The 17316-nt window shown below is 65.6% G+C and carries 22 protein-coding genes; 9 read left to right on the forward strand and 13 right to left on the reverse strand.

The window, feature by feature from the left end; all coding sequences use genetic code 11:
• A complete protein-coding gene (locus tag N7640_RS08280) occupies positions 1-1554 on the reverse strand; it encodes a beta (1-6) glucans synthase (RefSeq protein WP_279903444.1) in 1554 nt (517 codons plus the stop codon).
• Positions 1555-1668: 114 nt separating this feature from the next.
• The gene (locus N7640_RS08285) at positions 1669-1893 is read right to left on the reverse strand and encodes a DUF2061 domain-containing protein (RefSeq protein WP_279903446.1); all 225 of its coding nucleotides are present in this window, start codon (positions 1891-1893) and stop codon (positions 1669-1671) included.
• A 260-nt stretch (positions 1894-2153) separates the two neighbouring features.
• Here N7640_RS08285 and N7640_RS08290 point away from each other — a divergent pair, with 260 nt between their 5' ends.
• The 6 genes from N7640_RS08290 to N7640_RS08315 all read left to right on the forward strand — a co-directional run bounded on the left by N7640_RS08290 (position 2154) and on the right by N7640_RS08315 (position 6382).
• Positions 2154-2465: a DUF485 domain-containing protein gene (locus N7640_RS08290; RefSeq protein ID WP_220811056.1), complete on the forward strand. Its 312-nt coding sequence runs from the start codon at positions 2154-2156 to the stop codon at positions 2463-2465.
• Positions 2462-4120, forward strand: coding sequence for a cation acetate symporter (locus N7640_RS08295; RefSeq protein WP_279903447.1), 1659 nt, complete (start codon positions 2462-2464; stop codon positions 4118-4120). Before N7640_RS08290 ends, N7640_RS08295 begins: the two co-directional genes overlap by 4 nt.
• A gap of 232 nt (positions 4121-4352) precedes the next feature.
• Positions 4353-5066 (forward strand): DUF4349 domain-containing protein, encoded by a 714-nt coding sequence (locus N7640_RS08300; RefSeq protein ID WP_279903448.1) that lies wholly within the window; start codon positions 4353-4355, stop codon positions 5064-5066.
• 7 nt (positions 5067-5073) lie between these two features.
• Positions 5074-5349, forward strand: a complete 276-nt coding sequence (locus tag N7640_RS08305; RefSeq protein WP_279903449.1) for a hypothetical protein — start codon at positions 5074-5076, stop codon at positions 5347-5349.
• Complete coding sequence (locus N7640_RS08310; RefSeq protein WP_279903450.1) at positions 5346-5786, forward strand: hypothetical protein; 441 nt, start codon at positions 5346-5348, stop codon at positions 5784-5786. Before N7640_RS08305 ends, N7640_RS08310 begins: the two co-directional genes overlap by 4 nt.
• Positions 5787-5851: 65 nt before the next feature.
• A complete protein-coding gene (locus N7640_RS08315) occupies positions 5852-6382 on the forward strand; it encodes an alpha/beta fold hydrolase (protein WP_279903451.1) in 531 nt (176 codons plus the stop codon).
• A 445-nt stretch (positions 6383-6827) separates the two neighbouring features.
• Here N7640_RS08315 and bfr read toward each other — a convergent pair whose 3' ends face one another.
• Complete coding sequence (bfr, locus tag N7640_RS08320; protein ID WP_220811050.1) at positions 6828-7298, reverse strand: bacterioferritin; 471 nt, start codon at positions 7296-7298, stop codon at positions 6828-6830.
• Positions 7299-7539: 241 nt separating this feature from the next.
• On the opposite strand from bfr, the gene N7640_RS08325 reads away from it, so the two are divergent.
• On the forward strand, positions 7540-7908 hold the full coding sequence (locus N7640_RS08325; protein ID WP_279903453.1) for a DUF2784 domain-containing protein: 369 nt from the start codon (positions 7540-7542) through the stop codon (positions 7906-7908).
• A 100-nt stretch (positions 7909-8008) separates the two neighbouring features.
• Positions 8009-8818 (forward strand): SDR family oxidoreductase, encoded by an 810-nt coding sequence (locus N7640_RS08330; protein WP_279903455.1) that lies wholly within the window; start codon positions 8009-8011, stop codon positions 8816-8818.
• Between the two features lie 70 nt (positions 8819-8888).
• Here N7640_RS08330 and N7640_RS08335 read toward each other — a convergent pair whose 3' ends face one another.
• The 5 genes from N7640_RS08335 to N7640_RS08355 form a co-directional block, all read right to left on the reverse strand.
• The gene (locus N7640_RS08335; protein ID WP_279903457.1) at positions 8889-9368 is read right to left on the reverse strand and encodes a DNA polymerase III subunit chi; all 480 of its coding nucleotides are present in this window, start codon (positions 9366-9368) and stop codon (positions 8889-8891) included.
• Positions 9369-9450: 82 nt separating this feature from the next.
• Positions 9451-9870 carry a DNA polymerase III subunit chi gene (locus tag N7640_RS08340; RefSeq protein WP_220811046.1) on the reverse strand — a complete coding sequence of 140 codons (420 nt, stop codon included), beginning with the start codon at positions 9868-9870 and terminating at the stop codon, positions 9451-9453.
• 173 nt (positions 9871-10043) lie between these two features.
• Positions 10044-11531, reverse strand: coding sequence for a leucyl aminopeptidase (locus tag N7640_RS08345; RefSeq protein ID WP_279903459.1), 1488 nt, complete (start codon positions 11529-11531; stop codon positions 10044-10046).
• A gap of 78 nt (positions 11532-11609) precedes the next feature.
• Positions 11610-12812, reverse strand: a complete 1203-nt coding sequence (locus N7640_RS08350; RefSeq protein WP_279903460.1) for a tyrosine-type recombinase/integrase — start codon at positions 12810-12812, stop codon at positions 11610-11612.
• Positions 12813-13010: 198 nt separating this feature from the next.
• On the reverse strand, positions 13011-13478 hold the full coding sequence (locus N7640_RS08355) for a hypothetical protein (RefSeq protein ID WP_279903463.1): 468 nt from the start codon (positions 13476-13478) through the stop codon (positions 13011-13013).
• A gap of 56 nt (positions 13479-13534) precedes the next feature.
• Between N7640_RS08355 and N7640_RS08360 the strand changes: the two genes are divergently transcribed.
• The gene (locus N7640_RS08360; RefSeq protein ID WP_279903465.1) at positions 13535-13789 is read left to right on the forward strand and encodes a hypothetical protein; all 255 of its coding nucleotides are present in this window, start codon (positions 13535-13537) and stop codon (positions 13787-13789) included.
• Between the two features lie 23 nt (positions 13790-13812).
• On the opposite strand, the gene N7640_RS08365 is transcribed toward N7640_RS08360, so the two are convergent.
• Genes N7640_RS08365 through N7640_RS08385 form a run of 5 tightly spaced genes read right to left on the reverse strand, consistent with a single transcriptional unit; the run spans position 13813 to position 17102 of the window.
• Positions 13813-14253 (reverse strand): XF1762 family protein, encoded by a 441-nt coding sequence (locus N7640_RS08365; protein WP_279903466.1) that lies wholly within the window; start codon positions 14251-14253, stop codon positions 13813-13815.
• Positions 14250-14762 (reverse strand): hypothetical protein, encoded by a 513-nt coding sequence (locus N7640_RS08370; protein WP_279903467.1) that lies wholly within the window; start codon positions 14760-14762, stop codon positions 14250-14252. Before N7640_RS08370 ends, N7640_RS08365 begins: the two co-directional genes overlap by 4 nt.
• Complete coding sequence (locus N7640_RS25520; protein WP_347815587.1) at positions 14759-15805, reverse strand: hypothetical protein; 1047 nt, start codon at positions 15803-15805, stop codon at positions 14759-14761. The genes N7640_RS08370 and N7640_RS25520 overlap by 4 nt, the downstream gene beginning before the upstream one ends.
• On the reverse strand, positions 15802-16035 hold the full coding sequence (locus tag N7640_RS08380) for a hypothetical protein (RefSeq protein ID WP_279903468.1): 234 nt from the start codon (positions 16033-16035) through the stop codon (positions 15802-15804). The genes N7640_RS25520 and N7640_RS08380 overlap by 4 nt, the downstream gene beginning before the upstream one ends.
• Complete coding sequence (locus tag N7640_RS08385) at positions 16032-17102, reverse strand: RNA-directed DNA polymerase (RefSeq protein ID WP_279903469.1); 1071 nt, start codon at positions 17100-17102, stop codon at positions 16032-16034. The genes N7640_RS08380 and N7640_RS08385 overlap by 4 nt, the downstream gene beginning before the upstream one ends.
• Positions 17103-17316 lie beyond the last annotated feature (214 nt).

Genomic DNA, 17316 nt, shown 5'->3' on the forward strand with positions numbered 1-17316 from the left:
TCAGCCCCGGGCGGCGCGCAGGCTGCGCCACAGGGCCGCGACCAGCAGCGCGCTGGTCAGCGCCCAGCCGATGGCCTGCAGGTTGTAGAGACCTTCCTGGTACAGCTGCGGGGCGATGCCGGCGCCGATGATGATGGTCAGCAACGCCAGTTCCCGGCGCGGCCCGCGCACCGGACGGCACAGGTAGACCAGCGCCGGCAGCAGCAGCGCCACGCTGGGGAAGCTGCGGTAGCGCGAATCGAACACCAGGCCGAGCATCAGCACCGCGCCGGCGAAGCCGGCCGCCGCCAGCCACCAGCCACCACGGGCCTCCAGCCAGGCGAAGGCGCGTTCGCGCCAGCCGCTGCGTGTCGACAGGGCCAGCACGGCGTGCGCCAGCACCAGCAGATTCAGGCCGAGCAGGGCGGCGGCCCACAGCCATTCGCCCCAGTAGCGGCTGCCGATCAGGGCCAGCTCGCTCCAGCCCAGGGCGCAGGCGGCGCCGAGCGCGGCGGTCGGCGGCAGCAGCAGGGCGGCGCGGGTCGAGGCCGGGCGGCCGGCGAGGACCAGCGCGGCGAGCAGCAGCAGGCCGCTCGCGCCCAGCCACAGCGGCCAGTGTGGCAGGTTGGAGACCGGGCCGGCGAGGATGCCCTTGTCCTGGCGGTCGGCGTCGAACAGCCCCCAGTAGCCGCCCACGGCGCCTTCACTTTCGCGCTTCCACGGCTGGTCGAAGGCCTCGATCAGGTTGTAGCGCCAGCCGTTCTCCTCGGCCATCTTGACGAAGCCACGGATGAACAATGCCTCGTTGACCCGGCTCGGCACGGCCGTCTCGCGCTGGCGGCCCTCGCTGGGCCAGCCGGTCTCGCCGATCAGGATGTCCTTGGGCGCGTAGGCGGTGCCGAAGGTGCGGCGCACGTTGGCGACCTGGTTCAGCGCGGCGTCGATGCCGGTGGGGTCGTCTTCCCAGTAGGGCAGCAGGTGGATGGTGAGGAAGTCCACGGCTGGCGCCACTTCCGGGTACTGCAGCCAGAATTCCCAGACGTCCGCGTAGGTCACCGGCTGCTCGACCTGCGCCTTGACCTGCCCGATCAGCTCGACCAGGCGGGCGGCGGTGACTTCCTTGCGCAGCAGGGCCTCGTTGCCGACGATCACCGCTTCGATCACGTCCGGGTTGGCCTTGGCATTGGCGATCAGCGCGTCGATTTCCAGCTGGGTGTCCACCGGGTTGCTGCTCACCCAGGCGCCGGCTAGCAGCTTCAGGCCGTGCTTGCGGGCCAGCTCGGGCAGTGCTTCGAGGCCGGTCTGGGAGTAGGTGCGCACGCATTCGAAGCGCTTGGCCAACTGGGCGAAGTCGATGTCCACCTGCTCGGGGCGGATCTGTAGCGGCTTGTCGAAGGGCGACTGGTCCTTGCCGAACGGGGTGTAGGAGGCGCACTGCAGCTTGTGGGTGGGCGTGGCCACATCGTCGAGGATCACCGGGTGACCGATGCCGTACCAGATGGCGGCGAGCGCCGAGAGGGCGAGGGTAAGGGCGAACAGGTACGGCAGGAGCAGGGCGCGCGGGCTGGAGGTCATGTCGGCTGCGAGTGCGAGGTGGCAAAGCCCCGCATCTTAGCGGAAGCGCATTGCGGCCGTTGAGGTTTTCTGGTGGCCGGGGAAGGCCCCTTGGGCGCCCTGTTCCAGGGGCGCTCAGGCGTGGTGGTGCAGCCAGGCGTGGCGGGGAATCTCGCTGCTGGCCTTGCCCGGTTTCTCGAAGCGCTTCCAGAGTTTCTCGTGGAAGTAGAAGCCCACCGAGTTGCACAGCGGCTCGACCGCCGCCACCAGGCCGCCCACCGCGATGCTGCCGGTCAGGGCGTAGGCGACGCCGAAGGCAATGCAGAAGTGCATGAGGGTGAAGGTTACGGTCTTGAGCATGGCACACCTCGGTTAATGAGAATTGTTCTCTTGGGTGCACCTTAAGGCGTCGGCCGGGCAGGCGTGAAATCGCCCTTGCCGATGGTGTCGATAGGTTCGCTTTATTGATTGCCAGGAATCGATTTTCTTTGTGGCGTCGAGCGACCCGCTAAGACTTTGGTCGAGAGAGGCGGGGTGTTACGACTAAGGTCGTCTGTCTCACCACGTCCGCCGCTCGCAGAGTGACCTCACCGTAACTCGTGCTGTGGAGGACAACAACAATGAACGACAGCGTCTACAAGCGGATTGAGCAGAATCCGCGCTTCCAGGAACTGGTCGCCAAGCGCGACCGCTTCGCCTGGACCCTATCTGCCATCATGCTCGGCCTCTACGTGGCCTTCATCCTGCTGATCGCCTTCGACCCGCAACTGCTCGGCACCCGCATCAGCGACGACTCGCCGATGACCTTGGGCATTCCGCTGGGCGTCGGCCTGATCCTCTCGGCCTTCGTGCTGACCGGCATCTACGTCAAGCGCGCCAACGGCGAATTCGACCGCATGACCCAGGAAGTCCTGGACGAGGTGCAGAAATGATCGCGCGTCTGCTCACTGCCATCGGCCTGATGGTCGCTGCCCCGGCACTCTGGGCTGCCGGTGCTCTCGAAGGCGACGTGCAGCGTCAGCCGCTGAACATGGCGGCCATCGTCATGTTCGTCGCCTTCGTCGGCTTCACCCTCTACATCACCTACTGGGCTTCCAAGCGCAGTAAGTCGGCTGCCGACTTCTACACCGCCGGCGGCGGCATCACCGGCTTCCAGAACGGCCTGGCGATCGCCGGCGACTACATGTCGGCGGCTTCCTTCCTGGGCATTTCCGCCCTGGTGTTCGCCTCCGGCTACGACGGCCTGATCTACTCGATCGGCTTCCTCGTCGGCTGGCCGGTGATCCTGTTCCTGATCGCCGAACGCCTGCGCAACCTCGGCAAGTACACCTTCGCCGACGTGGCCTCGTTCCGCCTCAAGCAGAAGGAAATCCGCACCCTGTCCGCCTGCGGCTCGCTGGTGGTGGTGGCCTTCTACCTGATCGCGCAGATGGTCGGCGCCGGCAAGCTGATCGAGCTGCTGTTCGGCCTCGACTACCACGTCGCGGTGGTGCTGGTCGGCATCCTGATGGTCTGCTACGTGCTGTTCGGCGGCATGCTGGCCACCACCTGGGTGCAGATCATCAAGGCCGTGCTGCTGCTGTCCGGCGCCTCCTTCATGGCGCTGATGGTGATGAAGCACGTCGGCTTCGACTTCGGCACCCTGTTCAGCGAAGCGGTCAAGGCGCACCCGAAAGGCGAGGCGATCATGAGCCCCGGCGGCCTGGTGAAGGACCCGATCTCGGCCATCTCCCTGGGCCTGGCGCTGATGTTCGGCACCGCCGGCCTGCCGCACATCCTGATGCGCTTCTTCACCGTCTCCGACGCCAAGGAAGCTCGCAAATCGGTGTTCTACGCCACCGGCTTCATCGGCTACTTCTACATCCTGACCTTCATCATCGGCTTCGGCGCGATCCTGCTGGTCGGCACCAACCCGGACTTCAAGGACGCCGCCGGCGCCCTGATCGGCGGCAACAACATGGCGGCGGTGCACCTGGCCGATGCCGTGGGCGGCAGCCTGTTCCTCGGCTTCATCTCGGCCGTGGCCTTCGCCACCATCCTGGCGGTGGTCGCCGGCCTGACCCTGTCCGGCGCCTCGGCGGTGTCCCACGACCTGTACGCCAGCGTGATCAAGAAGGGCAAGGCCAACGAGAAGGACGAGCTGCGCGTATCGAAGATCACCACCGTGATCCTCGGTGTGCTGGCGATCGGCCTGGGCATCCTGTTCGAGAAGCAGAACATCGCCTTTATGGTCGGCCTGGCCTTCTCCATCGCCGCCAGCTGCAACTTCCCGGTGCTGATCCTCTCCATGTACTGGAAGAAGCTGACCACCCGTGGCGCCATGATCGGCGGCTGGCTGGGCCTGATCACTGCGGTGGTACTGATGGTGCTCGGCCCGACCATCTGGGTGCAGATCCTCGGCAACGCCACCCCGGTCTACCCCTACGAGTACCCGGCGCTGTTCTCCATCGCGGTGGCCTTCATCGGCATCTGGTTCTTCTCGATCACCGACAAGTCCAGCGCCGCCGACGAGGAGCGCGCACGCTTCTACCCGCAGTTCGTCCGTTCGCAGACCGGCCTCGGCGCCAGCGGTGCTTCGGCTCACTGACAGCGGTTTCCCATGCGTGACTGGGGCAGCCTTCGGGCTGCCCTTTTTTGTGGCTATGTACCCGTTATATGTTGGTGGCGTAATTCTGCTCTTGTGGGAGCGGCCTTGGCCGCGAAATTCGGATAAATCCGCTCCCACAAGGCGTGCAACAACTAACGGGTACATAGCCTTTTTTGTGGGCGGCGGTATGATCGCCGGCCATACACATGGACGAACCGAGGAACTCTCAAGGATGAATACCCCCGTTACCCGCTGGGGCGCCGTTGTCCTGGCGCTGTGCCTGACCCTGCTGGGCGGCTGCTCCAACAAGAGCTTCGAATCGCCGAGTGCGGCCGCTGAGCCCGCATCCGCCCCCGTGGAGCAGGTGTCGCCCGTTGGCCGGCCCGAGGGACGCCTGCTGGCATGGAGCGCCGATCTTTCCGTGGAAGTGGCCGATGTCGACAAGACTGTCGCGGAACTCAACGCCCGCATCGTCGCTCTTGGCGGATACGTCGAGGAGAAGAGCGACTATCGGGGACTGAATTACAACCTCGTCTACCGCGTGCCCGACAAGCTCTTCGACGGTACCGTGAGCGAGATAGAACAGAGCGGCAAGGTGTTGTCGCGCAGCGTCAAGGGCAAGGACGTCACCGAGCAGTACGTCGATCTGGATACCCGGCTCAAGACCAACCTGGCCCTGCGCGACCGCTTCCGCGATCTGCTGGGCAAGGCCAGGGACGTCAAGGACATCCTGCAGATCGAAACGGAGCTGAACCGCGTCCAGACGGAAATCGACGCGATGGAAGCCCGCATGCGCATCCTCAACGACCAGATCCACATGTCCGTCATCCGCCTGACGCTGCTCCAGCAGACGCCACCACAGCCACCGACCATCTACGGCCCGCTGGGCTACCTGTACAAGGGTGTGGAGTGGGTGGTGGTGAAGCTGTTCGTGATCCGCGAGTGAACTGAGCATGGAACTGCTTCGCATGCTGTCGTCGTCGCTGGCCTTCACGGCCGGCATCGCCTGCCTGGTATACGGGCTGACCGGCGATTCGTTGCTGCCGTGGCTGGTCGGCATGGCGCTGTGCTTCCTGCTGGCGTACTGGCTGTGGCCCCGCGGACGGGACGCGCAGAGCCCCTGGCTCGATGTGCTGGAACTGCTGGTCGAGTTGCCGGTGAATGCCGTGCTCTGGCTGCTGCGCCAGTTCGGCCGGCTGTTCCGTGACGTCGACGGGGTGGACCTGTGAGTCGGCGCACGCTCGCGGCCCTCGGGCTCTGCGTGCTGCTGGCGGGCGGCGCGGCCACCTACGCCTGGCTCAAGGCGCCGTACGACAACGCGGCGGCCTGGGCGGTGGCGGAGGAATTCCTGCAACTGCTGCGCGACGACCGGATGGAGCAGGCCTACGACCTGACCCTGAAGGAGGACGGTTTGACGGGCCGCAACCTGAGCGACTTCGGCGATCTGGTCGGGCGCCAGCTGTGCTCTCGCGAGCCGTTGGCGCGGGTCTGGATGCACCCGCCGCAGTCCAACGGCAACCGCCTGCGCCGCTGGCTGCATGACCGCGAGCTGGACATGCCCAGCCTCGTCGCCCGCTTCGAGGGCGCCTGCCTGATCAGCATCGAACTGCGTCGCGACGGGGCAGGACGCTGGCGTGTCCATTACTTCCAGTCCACGGCGGGCTGAGGCTTGAGGCGCCCGCCGTCCTCGGGCATGGTTGAGCATCGGCTTCCCGCACGAGCGAACGCACCATGGACTGCACCTTCCTGATCATCCCCGGCTATGGCGACTCCGGTCCCGACCACTGGCAGAGCCTGTGGCAGCACCAGGACCCGCGTTTCCGCCGGGTCGAGCAGCGCGACTGGTGGAATCCGGTGTGCGAGGAGTGGGTGGCGACCCTGGAGCAGGCGGTGGCCGCCAGCGGGCCGCACACCGTGCTGGTGGCGCACAGCCTTGGCTGCGGGCTGGTCGCCCACTGGGCCGCGCAGACCCGCCAGCGCATCCGCGCCGCCATGCTGGTGGCGCCGCCCGACCCGGAAGGCCCGGCGGCCGAGCTGAACATCCAGGGCTTCGTGCCCGTGCCCGACCTGCCGCTGGCCTTCCCCAGCCTGGTAGTGGCGAGCAGCGATGATCCCTACGGCAGCCTGGAACACGCCCATGGCGCCGCCACGCGCTGGGGCAGCCGCTGGCACAACATCGGTGCCCGCGGGCACATCAACAGCGACAGCGGCCTGGGCGACTGGCCCGAAGGGCGAGCGCTGCTGCAATCCCTGCTGGAGTGAAGGGCCACGACGTGAAAAGGTTGTGTCCCCGTTACGTGTTGCAGACGCTACAGCTGCCTGCCCCTGGATTACTCCCCTTCGGGCCAGCGCAAGCGCTGTTCAGCGATACGGCTGCTGTCCCGCCTTTGCGGGAATGACGGTTTCAGAAGAAACTCCACCCCTACCTCGTCATCCCCGCGCAGGCGTGGATCCAGAAAAACTCAGGGCACGACAAGCTCTAACGGGGACATAGCCATGAAAAAGGCTATGTCTCGTTAGATGTTGGCGGCGCAATTCTGCGTTAGTGGGAGCGGCTGGGCGGCATCCCATAGGCCGCGACATTCGCGGATAAATCCGCTCCCACAAGGTGTGCAACAACCAGCGTGGACAGAGCCATGAAAAACGCCGCGACCCCCGGGTGGGGATCGCGGCGTTTCGTCTGGCGCGAGGGCGGAGGTTCGCGGCCTTATTCGTCCATCTGCGACTGCAGGTAGTTCTCCAGGCCGACCTTGTCGATCAGGCCCAGCTGGGTCTCCAGCCAGTCGATGTGCTCTTCCTCGGATTCGAGGATGTCTTCCAGCAGTTCGCGGCTGCCATAGTCGCCGACGGCCTCGCAGTAGGCGATGGCGTCCTTCAGGTCCGGTACGGCCTGCATTTCCAGGCGCAGGTCGCTGGCCAGCATTTCCTTGGTGTTTTCGCCGATCATCAGCTTGCCGAGGTCCTGCAGGTTGGGAATGCCTTCGAGGAACAGGATGCGCTTGACCAGTTTGTCGGCGTGCTTCATCTCGTCGATGGATTCCTTGTACTCGTGCTCGCCGAGCCGGTTCAGGCCCCAGTCCTCATACATGCGGGCATGCAGGAAGTACTGGTTGATCGCCACCAGCTCGTTGCCAAGGATCTTGTTGAGATGCTGAATGACCTTCTTGTCGCCTTTCATGAGAGAGTCCGCCCGGAGTTGTGAGTGATGATGGCGAAGTTTGCGCTCCAAGTTGCAGTTGGTCAAATATAAGTTATTGAATTATATATAAAAATTAATATAAATAAGAATGTTTAGCTTCTGCGTTTGGCGCTAAGTAATTGATATATTGAAGTAATTGTCGGGGCGGCGGATTGATGTCGCCATTTCCGGCAAACAGCGCCGATAGATATATTCGCGATGAACTGCGGAGTGAATGAAAATGATTCTTCGATTGGCGGCCGACGCGGTCGTGCTGCTGCACTTTTCGTTCATCCTGTTCGTGGTCTGCGGCGCACTCGCTTTGCTGCGCTGGCCGCGCCTGGCCCTGCTGCACCTGCCGGCGGCGATCTGGGGCGTGACCGTGGAGTGGCTGCACCTGCAGTGCCCGCTCACGCCACTGGAGAACCGGCTGCGCCTGGCGGCGGGACAGGCCGGCTATGACGGCGGGTTCGTCGAGCACTACCTGATCCCGCTGATCTACCCGGCCGGGCTGACGCCGCAGATCCAGCTCTGGCTGGGCGCCGTGGTGCTGGCGATCAACCTGCCTATCTACATCTGGCTGCTGTGGCGCCTGCGTGCCGGCCGCTGATGCGCTTGTGAGTGGTCATTCAGCCGCCTGATGCTGCGTCGCGGCGCGGGGCGCCTTGGCTACACTCGCTCCAACCTCACCACAGAACAAAGGCAGCAGTATGCAAAAACGCATGATGATTACCGGCGCCGGCTCGGGCCTGGGACGCGAGATCGCCCTGCGCTGGGCCCGCGAGGGCTGGCGCCTGGCGCTGTGCGACGTGAACGAACAGGGCCTGGCGGAAACCCTGAAGCTGGTGCACGAGGCGGGGGGTGACGGCTTCACCCTGCGCTGCGACGTGCGCGACTACAGCCAGCTCACCGCCGTGGCCCAGGCCTGCGACGAGCGCTTCGGCGGCCTGGACGTGCTGGTCAACAACGCCGGCGTGGCGGCCGGCGGCATGTTCGCCGACCTCAGCCTGGAAGACTGGGACTGGCAGCTGTCGATCAACCTGATGGGCGTGATCAAGGGCTGCAAGGCCTTCCTGCCGATGCTGGAAGCCAGCGGCGGGCGGATCATCAACATCGCCTCCATGGCGGCCCTGATGCAGGGTCCGGCCATGAGCAACTACAACGTGGCCAAGGCCGGCGTGGTGGCGCTGTCGGAAAGCCTGCTGATCGAGCTGAAGCCGGTCGGCGTGGGCGTCCACGTGGTCTGCCCGTCGTTCTTCCAGACCAACCTGCTGGATTCCTTCCGCGGCCCGACCCCGGAGATGAAGCAGCAGGTCGGCAAGCTGCTCGAGGGCAGCCCGATCAGCGCGGCCGACATCGCCGACTACGTGTATCAGGAAGTGGCCAAGGGCGAGTTCATGATCCTGCCCCACGAGCAGGGCCGCATGGCCTGGGCGGTCAAGCGGCAGAACCCGCAGCTGATCTACGACGAGATGACCAAGATGTGCGAGAAGATGCGCGCCAAGATGGGTGCAGCCTGATCGTTCGCCATTCGCGGATGGAAGAACGCCGTTTCCCCGCCGAGGGGAAACGGCGTTTTCATTTGCGCGATCAGCCGCGCGGCGACTTGAGCAGGCGGTCCAGGCGGGCGTCGAGGCGGCGCTTGAGCTCGGCCTCGATCTGCGGCACGAAGTCGTCGATCACGTCCTGCAGGATCAGCTGGGCGGCGGCGCGCAGCTCGGCGTCCAGCTTGCCGGAGGTCAGCAGGCTCTGCTGCACGGCGGTGCCGATGGACGGGGCGGCGGGTGCGGCTGGTTTGGCGGGTGCGGCGCCGGCAGCGGGTGGCGCGACGGCGGGCTGCGCCGGGTAGGACAGCGGCATGCTCGTCACCGGCGGGCTGGCCGGGATGGTGGTGGTCGGCGAACTGCCCGGCCCGGGCTGGATGATGTCCGAGAGCAGGGGAATCTGCAGGTCGTCATCCAGGCTTTCGGTCAGCAGCGGCGGTTCCAGCTGGTCCTTCTCCAGCAGCTGGCGGATGGCTTCCAGATCATCCAGCAGGAGATCGCGCTTCGGTGGTTTGGAGCTGTCCATGGGCGTGGCGTTGCGGCGGTGGAATGGGGACGAGGCGTGGGATTCTACGCGCAGTACAGGCCTATTTCGACCTTGCTTTCCTTCAGAGTTCCACGCGCTGCGGGTCGTGGCCGAGCTTGCGGTACTGGCGGAAGTTCTCGCGGCACTGGGCCAGCAGCGCCGGCTCCTGGTTGACGATCTCGATCACCCGGCTGAAGCGGGGGAGATGGGGCGACAACTGCGGGTGCAGGTTGAGCAGCACGCCGCCGGCCAGCGCCGGCTCCTGGTCGAGGCCGATCACCACCGGCGCCTGCGGGTCGGCCTGGTGGAGGTCGTGCGGCACGAAGGCTTCCTGACGGAAGCTCCACAGCAGCCGGTCCAGCTCCTCGCACTGGGCCTCGTCGCTGCCGCGCAGGAACACCGGCAGGCCGGCCTTCCAGGCCTTGGCCGCCAGCTGGCAGGCCGCGCGCAGGCGGCCTTCCGGGGTGGCAGAGGAGAGCACGTAGAACTCGATGCGGATCATGGGGCTGTCGGCGCTGGAGGAATGGTCATTGTAGGAGCGAGTTCTGCTCGCGAAGCTTTCGGGTTGCCTGTGTTCGCGAGCAGAGCTCGCTCCTACAGGGGGATCAGTCGTAGCCCGGATGCAATCCGGGGCAGCAGCGCCCCCGGACTGGCATCCGGGCTACGGGGCTGGCGTCAGGCCTTGGCGCGGTCCAGCAGGTACTGGGTGAGCAGCGGTACCGGCCGGCCGGTGGCGCCCTTGTCCTTGCCGCCGCTGATCCAGGCGGTGCCGGCGATGTCCAGATGTGCCCACTGGTAGCTCTTGGCGAAGCGCGAGAGGAAGCAGCCGGCGGTAATGGTGCCGGCCTTCGGCCCGCCGATGTTGGCGATGTCGGCGAAGGGGCTGTCCAGCTGCTCCTGATACTCGTCGTACAGCGGCAGCTGCCAGGCGCGGTCGTCGGCGTACTCGCCGGCCGCGAGAATCTGCTTCACCAGGGTGTCGTCGTTGCCCATCAGGCCCGAGACGTTGCTGCCCAGGGCGACGATGCAGGCGCCGGTGAGGGTGGCGATGTCGATCACCGCCTGCGGCTTGAAGCGCTCCGCGTAGGTGAGGGTGTCGCACAGCACCAGGCGGCCTTCGGCGTCGGTGTTGAGGATTTCGACGGTCTGCCCGCTCATGGTGGTGACGATGTCGCCCGGGCGGGTGGCGCGCCCGCTCGGCATGTTCTCGGCGCAGGCCAGCAGGCACACCAGGTTGATCGGCAGCTGCAGTTCCAGCACGGCGCGCAGGGTGCCGAACACGCTGGCGGCGCCGCACATGTCGTATTTCATTTCGTCCATGTTGGCGGCCGGCTTGATGCTGATGCCGCCGGTGTCGAAGGTGATGCCCTTGCCGACCAGGGCGAAGGGCTTGTCGTCCTTCCGCCCGCCGTTGTACTGCATCACGATCATCCGCGGCGGCTGCTCGCTGCCCTGGGCCACGGCGAGGAAGGCGCCGGCGCCCAGCTCCTTGAGTTTCTTCTCGTCGAGGATGTCGACCTTGAGGTTCTTGTGCGCCTTGGCCAGGGTCTTGGCCTCGTCCGCCAGGAAGCTGGGGTGGCAGAGGTTCGGCGGCAGGTTGCCGAGGTCGCGGGTGAAGGCCATGCCGGTGGCGATGGCGCGGGCGTGCAGGCTGCCGCGCTCGACCTCGGCCAGCTCGGCCTTGTCGGCGATCAGGGTGATCTTCTTCAGGGCTCGGGGCTCGGCCTTCTTGCTCTTGAAGCGGTCGAACACGTAGCCGCCGTCGGCCAGGGTCTCCACCAGCAGGCGGGCCTTGGCGTAGGCGTCGCGGCCCTTGACCGCGAGTTCGCCGAGGGCCAGCACGGCGTCGCCGCCGCCGAGGTTCTTCAGCACGCCATGGGCGCCTGCAACCAATTTGCGGAACTGGCGGTCGGATAGTTCGCCCTTGCCGCTGCCCACCAGCAGCACGCGCTCGGCCTTGAGGCCCGGCAGGCTGTGCAGCAGCAGGGTCTGGCCCTGCTTGCCGGTGATGTCGCCGCGCTTGAGCAGGCTGGAAATCGCGCCGCCGCTGGCGTCGTCCACGGCCTTGGCCGCGGCGCCGAGCTTGCGGCCTTCTCCGAGCGCGACCACCAGGGTCGCGGTCTTCAGGGTTTCCGGACGGGTGCTTTTGACGAGGAATTCCATGTGCTGTCCCCAAGACAAAGAGTCGGGTTTGGCGGATAATTTAGAGGTTAGTTCGTATCCGCTTGAATCATAAGGACTTTATGTCTTTTCTGATTCTGTTTGTACCGATTTAGTACCATTTTCAGGCATCGGGAGCTTAGCCAGTTCCGACCAGTCGCCCGCCGAGTTGATCCACTTGGCGTAGGTGGTGAGCAGAACCTCGACGGTGTGCCCCATCTGATTTGCGATGAAGGCGATCTTCATATCCGACATCAGGCACATCGTCGCGTAAGTGTGGCGGGTATCGTACTGCCGCCGCCGGCGGATGCCCAGCGCCTCGAGCGCTTCGAACAGGTAGCCGGTGGGTCCCTGCGGGTCCAGCATCAGGTCGCCGCCCTGGGCTGGCGGGAACACGAACGCGGTCTTGCGCCTGATCCGCCCGCGCGCGACCCGGGCTCGTTCCAGGGCGTGAAGGGCGCGGTCGTTCAGCAGCACCTGGCGGGGCTTGCGATTCTTCACGCGCTCCACCAGGCCTTCGTCGTCGGTCATGGTCCGGTGGACTGACGCGGTCCTGGCCTGTTCGTCCACCTCCGATATCATCAGCGCGCGCTGCTCGCCCGGACGCATGCCGGTGTAGAAGGCGAACTCAATCGCGCAGGCGTAAATCTCAGTGCGTTTGCCGGCGTACTTCTCGTACAAATAGTCGATGATGCGATCCGCCTCCTCCCGGGTGTAGGGGTCGATCTCCTTTCTGTGCTTGGGCGGCAGATCAATGGCGTCGGCCGGGTTCTTCGCGAGCCAGCCGTCCTTGACCGCGGAGTTGAGCAGGGTGCGCAGCCGGACCAGGGCGGTGCGCTTCGCCGTGGCCGACACCCAGGGCGTGTCCGTGACGATGCGGCGCAGCTGATACGCGGTGATCGTAGAGACGGGCTTGATGGCGAGAAACGGCATCCAGTGCCGGTTCAGGGTGGCGCGGTAGTTCTTGCGCGTGCCCTCGACAATGTCGCGGCCATTCAGCCAGACCTGGGCGTACTCACCGAAGGTCGGCTCGACGCGATCCAAGGCATAGCTGGTGTTCGGGAACAGCTCCAGATACTTGGTGTCGTCGAGGGCACCGTGCTTGATGAGCTGCGTTACTTGAGCACGTAGACTGGCTGCGGCCTGGACACCCTTGGCCGTTTGCGGGAACGGGAGGGTTTCGCATCGCCGGGGAGGGGTTGCTCCGCGCCAGGTGAAGCGGATGCGGATCGAGTCACCAACGAATTCAACTCCGGGGGGCAGTCCCAGGTGCTTTCCAGCCATGCTTCGTACCTTTTTACGCTGTAAATCACGTCCCCGTTGATCTTGTTCCACACGCCGTAGGGGATTTTCTTTTTCAGGCGGCGGGTCTGCAGCGCCCGGAACGTGATGCCGAGGTGCTCGGCCATCTCCGGCTCGCTGAGTTTGTCGTGGTCGATTGGCGGCAGGGCTTCGGCTGTGCTCATCGTCAGTCGCTCCTCCTCAAGCTGCCGCCGCAGTGGGCCACGCGCCGAAGGCGTCGAAGATGAGAGCGGCCTGCGCCTCGTCGAGGGTCACGTCATCCGGGATCGCGATCCATGCCAGGGCGGGGCGGTGCTTCGGATTGCAGCCATCGCGCAGCTGGACGCCGTAGGTCTCGATGATCTCGCTCAGGGCCTTTGCGAGGTGTACGCCGTGCGGGGCCACCTCGGTGCTTTTCATGTATCGCTCACCCCGCTGGTCGCAGCACAGCGCGGCGAGGTAGATGCACCACCGGTGCGGGATATCGCACAGCGCTTCGGCGATGGCCTGGCGGCTGTTGGATGTGATCAGCGAGGCGTGCTTCCAGTTGATCATCGTCTGCAGCTGGGCCGCTTCAGAGTCGATGACGGCCACATGGTGGTTGCGCAGCATGGAGCCGTAGTAGCGTTCCAGTCTCGCGCGGTGGTTGTAGGGTTTGCGGCGGCTCATGAATGGGGCGCCTCCTCTGTGCGGCTATTCTGGTGGTTCGATATGGAGGGGTGGCTATGGGACTGAACCGACCGACCCAGCAGCTCAGGAGCGAACTGCGTGACATGGCATTTCAGAGTGAGAATGCTTGCGTTGACTTGTGGCGAATCGCCCAGGCGCTGCCTGATGCTCAGGCCTTGCCGCTGTTGCAGGTGGCCATTTCCATTCAGGCGACCGCAGATAGGCTCACTGCGCTGGCCGACCGAGTGCGCGCCGGCAACATCGCTGTTGCAAAGAGCAACGGCGGCTCTACAGGTGTCGGCGGCGGCTGATCTGCAGATACTGGTCGGCCGTTTCATGTTGCCTCCCAAAGCAGCTTCTGGCCCTGGTTCGGCGTTTCCACTCGAGGCCGGCTAGACCTGCTCCAGCTGCCGCCGCCCCGCACGCCGACCAGTTTCCAGCCGCTGGCGCGCAGGCTTGTGCCGGACTCGCTGGACAGCACGTAAGTGATCAGTCGCCGATAGCCCATGCCGCGGGCCGCCTGCCAGGCGGAGCCGTAGAGCTTCGAGCAGCCGTTGCGGGCGCCAGAGGTGCAGCAGCGAGTCACCTCCAGCGTCAGTCCGTCGTCGAGGTGCCGCGCTACCGGCCGGCCGATGATGGCCACTCCGACCACGCTGTCGCCCTGCACTAGGCCAAGGCTGAACTTGTGCCCCTGAACCGGCCCATGGTGACGATGATGCAGGCGAACAAACTCGTTCGCCTCTGCCAGGCTGAGCGGGCAGATGGTGAGACTCACGCCGGCACTTCCTGCGACAAGGTTTTCAGCAGCGTCTGCAGCTGGCTGAGCCCCTGCAGCTTGGTCGCGGCTGACTCCTGTTCCTGGGCCACCACCAGGGCCGCCTCCTCGATCTGCCGGGCCAGGTGCTGCATCTGTTTGCCGGTCGCTGAAAGCTGGCTGGCCAGGTCGGCCAGCAGTTCGACGGAGGATTTGGCCGGGGCGGTGGCGGGCTTGCTGGTCGATTCGCGCATGGGTTGCTCCGGGGTGTTGGCGGCGGTGGTGAGTGGCTCGCGGACTTCGACGCGTCGGAAGTGGCTGCGCGGGTGTTCCCGCACAAGGCCGGCTTCCACCAGTGCTTTCAGGCAGCCGCGGATCACGTGCAGATCGGCGCTGCTGCGGGTGCTGGCGGCGAGTGCCAGCTTGATCTGGCTTGGTTGCCAGGCCTCTTGGATCGGGACGGCCTCGTAGACCTTGCACGCGATGGCGCTGCAGCCCTGGAGGGCGGCCTTCTGCTTGCTGGGCGTCATGTCGCGGGCTCCTTGTCGGCTGGGCAGCGGCAGTTCCAAACCTCGGCTAGCTCCTGCTTCACGTCACCGCCGAGCGCATAGCGAATCTCGCCGGTGGTGACGCATGGGCGCGTAGCGGTGCAAGTGACTACGTAGCCGCTGGGCTCCACCTCGACATAGGCGCCCGGCATGCCACAGCAGGGGCAGGGGGCCAACTGGTGGTTGCAGGCCGCAGTGTGCTGGGTTTCCTCCTCGTCGAACTGTGCGGCATAGTCGGTCGAGTCCCACACCGCCCCGATGCCGCCGCACTCGCTGCAGCCCGCGCCGAGCATGCAGTGCAAGGACTTGCTGTAGAGGTACTGGCCGACCGGGTGGCCGTCCTCGGTTTCGTAGCAGCCTGTGCAGCTCCGCCAAAAGCCATTGCCTTCCTGTAACTGATCCGCCACCCCCTCTAGTTCAGGGGGCTGCCTGCCCAAGCAGCGAAGTGTGGCGCTGACTTCGCCGTGGCCCAGTACATCGAGCACGTATGCCCACAGATCGGGCGCGCTCAGTTGGAAGCGGTCGAAGTCCGTATCCGGTTCGATGCCGATCAGACAACTGGACATGGCGCCGGCCGAGCCCTCGCCCGTCTTGGTCATGAGGGTGGCTACCCGTCCGTCTCCGCCGGGCTCGGTGCGGTGAAAGTCGTAGGCGTACATGCGATAGCTATCGCCGGCACGAATAGCAGAGCGGCCCTCCTCGCGCATGATCACGGGTGCATTCGGTGTCCAAGGCCGCCCGCCACATGCGCTGCGCGGCCCCTCGTGCAGGTACAGCCGGTGGGTGGCGCCCTGTTCATCGGCAGCGGCGATGGCTCGATAGCTGATGTTGATCTGCTCGCCAACGAGCACTTGAGACTCGAAGCTGAAGCGGTGGCTGTGGATGGCGGAGTGCTCGAAGCAGCGGCGGCGCGGAAGATCCGGGTGCCAGACGTGCAGCCGCTGGCCGCCCTGAAGCAGGACCTGAACGAAGCCGAGGCCGTGTAGGCTGATGATGGATTTCATCGGGTCGTGGATGGTGGTCATGCCTGGTCACCCTCCGTGCTTTCGGGCCACTCGCGCGGCTCGCCGATCATCCGGGGGCAGATGGCCCAGCCGAACAAATTGAAGCTGCGGATGGTGGCTACGGCTGCGGGCACGAACCCGGGCGGCGCATCAGCCAGACGGCCGATGATCTCCAGATGGTCTCCGGCATCTACCAGCGCCACGTCCTCGGTTATGAAGCGGGGTAGCAGGAAGTCCAGTAGGCGGTTCATGCAGCCCCCTTGAATGTCTTGGTCATGGCCAGGTCGACGGTGCGCCCGCGCAGCAGCAGGGCCTTGGTCAGGTGCCGGCGGTCGGTCTGGCTGTGGGTGGCCTGGCGCAGCTGGCCGAAGTAGCTGTTGGCGGTGTCGCGCAGGTCGCTCGCGGGCGTTGTGGCCACCCGGCGCAGGGCGTTGGCGACCGTGCGGCGCCGGGTGATGCGGCGGTGGGGAAGGATGACCTGGCCCACGAAGTCGACGCCGCGAGCCAGGGGCTGGCGGATGGTCTTGCTGGGGTTGAGGCGGGCGTGCAGGCGCTCGCCGAGGAAGGCCTCGATCTGGTCGTGCCAGGCGTTGAGCTGCTGCGGGCTGCGGTGGAGCAGCACGAAGTCGTCGACGTAGCGGATATAGTGCCGCACGCGTAGGCGGTGCTTAATGAACTGGTCCAGCGCGTTGAGGTAGACGTTGGCGAAGAACTGGCTGGAGAGGTTGCCGATGGGCAGGCCCAGGTGGGCCGGCTGCGCGATCAGCCGCTTGTGCTGTGGCACGCGGTTGAGCAGCCGAGCCGGGCTGCGCAGCTGGTAGTTCGCGCGCGGGTCATGCCAGAGAATTTCAAGCGCCAGGCGCTGCCAGGGCTGCTCCGGGATCGCGGCACGCAGCTGCTCGGCCAGCACGCGCTTATCGATGCTGACGAAGAAATTCGCCAGGTCGCACTTGAGGTAATGCGCCGGCCGGCGCCAGTTCTCGGTGATGCTGCGCGCCTTGCGCTCGAGGCGTTCGGCGGCGTAGAGGGTGCCGCGCCCTTCGATGCAGGCGCAGGAGTCGGCGATGAAGGTGCGCTCGATGCGCGCGCCGACGTGGTTGTACAGCAGGTGGTGGACGATGCGATCAGGGAAGGCGGCGGCCCACACCTCGCGCGGCTTCGGGTGGGTGACCACGAAGCAGATGGAGGGGCCGGGGCGCCAGGTGCCGCTGTTCAGCTCGGTGTGAAGCTGCATGATGTTGCGCTCCAAGTTGAACTCGAATGCAAGGGCCGAGGCGCTGCCGCGCTTGGTGCGGCGGCAGTCGTGGTAGGCCTGCATGAGTGCCTCAATAGAAAATCCAGCATGGCCAGGGGCTGCACCGGGTGATGCTGCGGACGGCGAAGGCCGGCCTGGCGTAGTCCTTGTGGTCGTTGTTCTGGTTGCCATCGTCGAAGTTCTGAATCCACGCGTTGTTCGGGCCGTTCTGCGCCAGGTCGTGCTATCTACGTCGCGCTGCCGAAGGCCGAGGCCGATCAGCGGCGAAACTGCGCGG

This window comes from Pseudomonas sp. GD04015, from assembly GCF_029837675.1.
Classification (GTDB): Bacteria; Pseudomonadota; Gammaproteobacteria; order Pseudomonadales; family Pseudomonadaceae; genus Aquipseudomonas; species Aquipseudomonas paralcaligenes.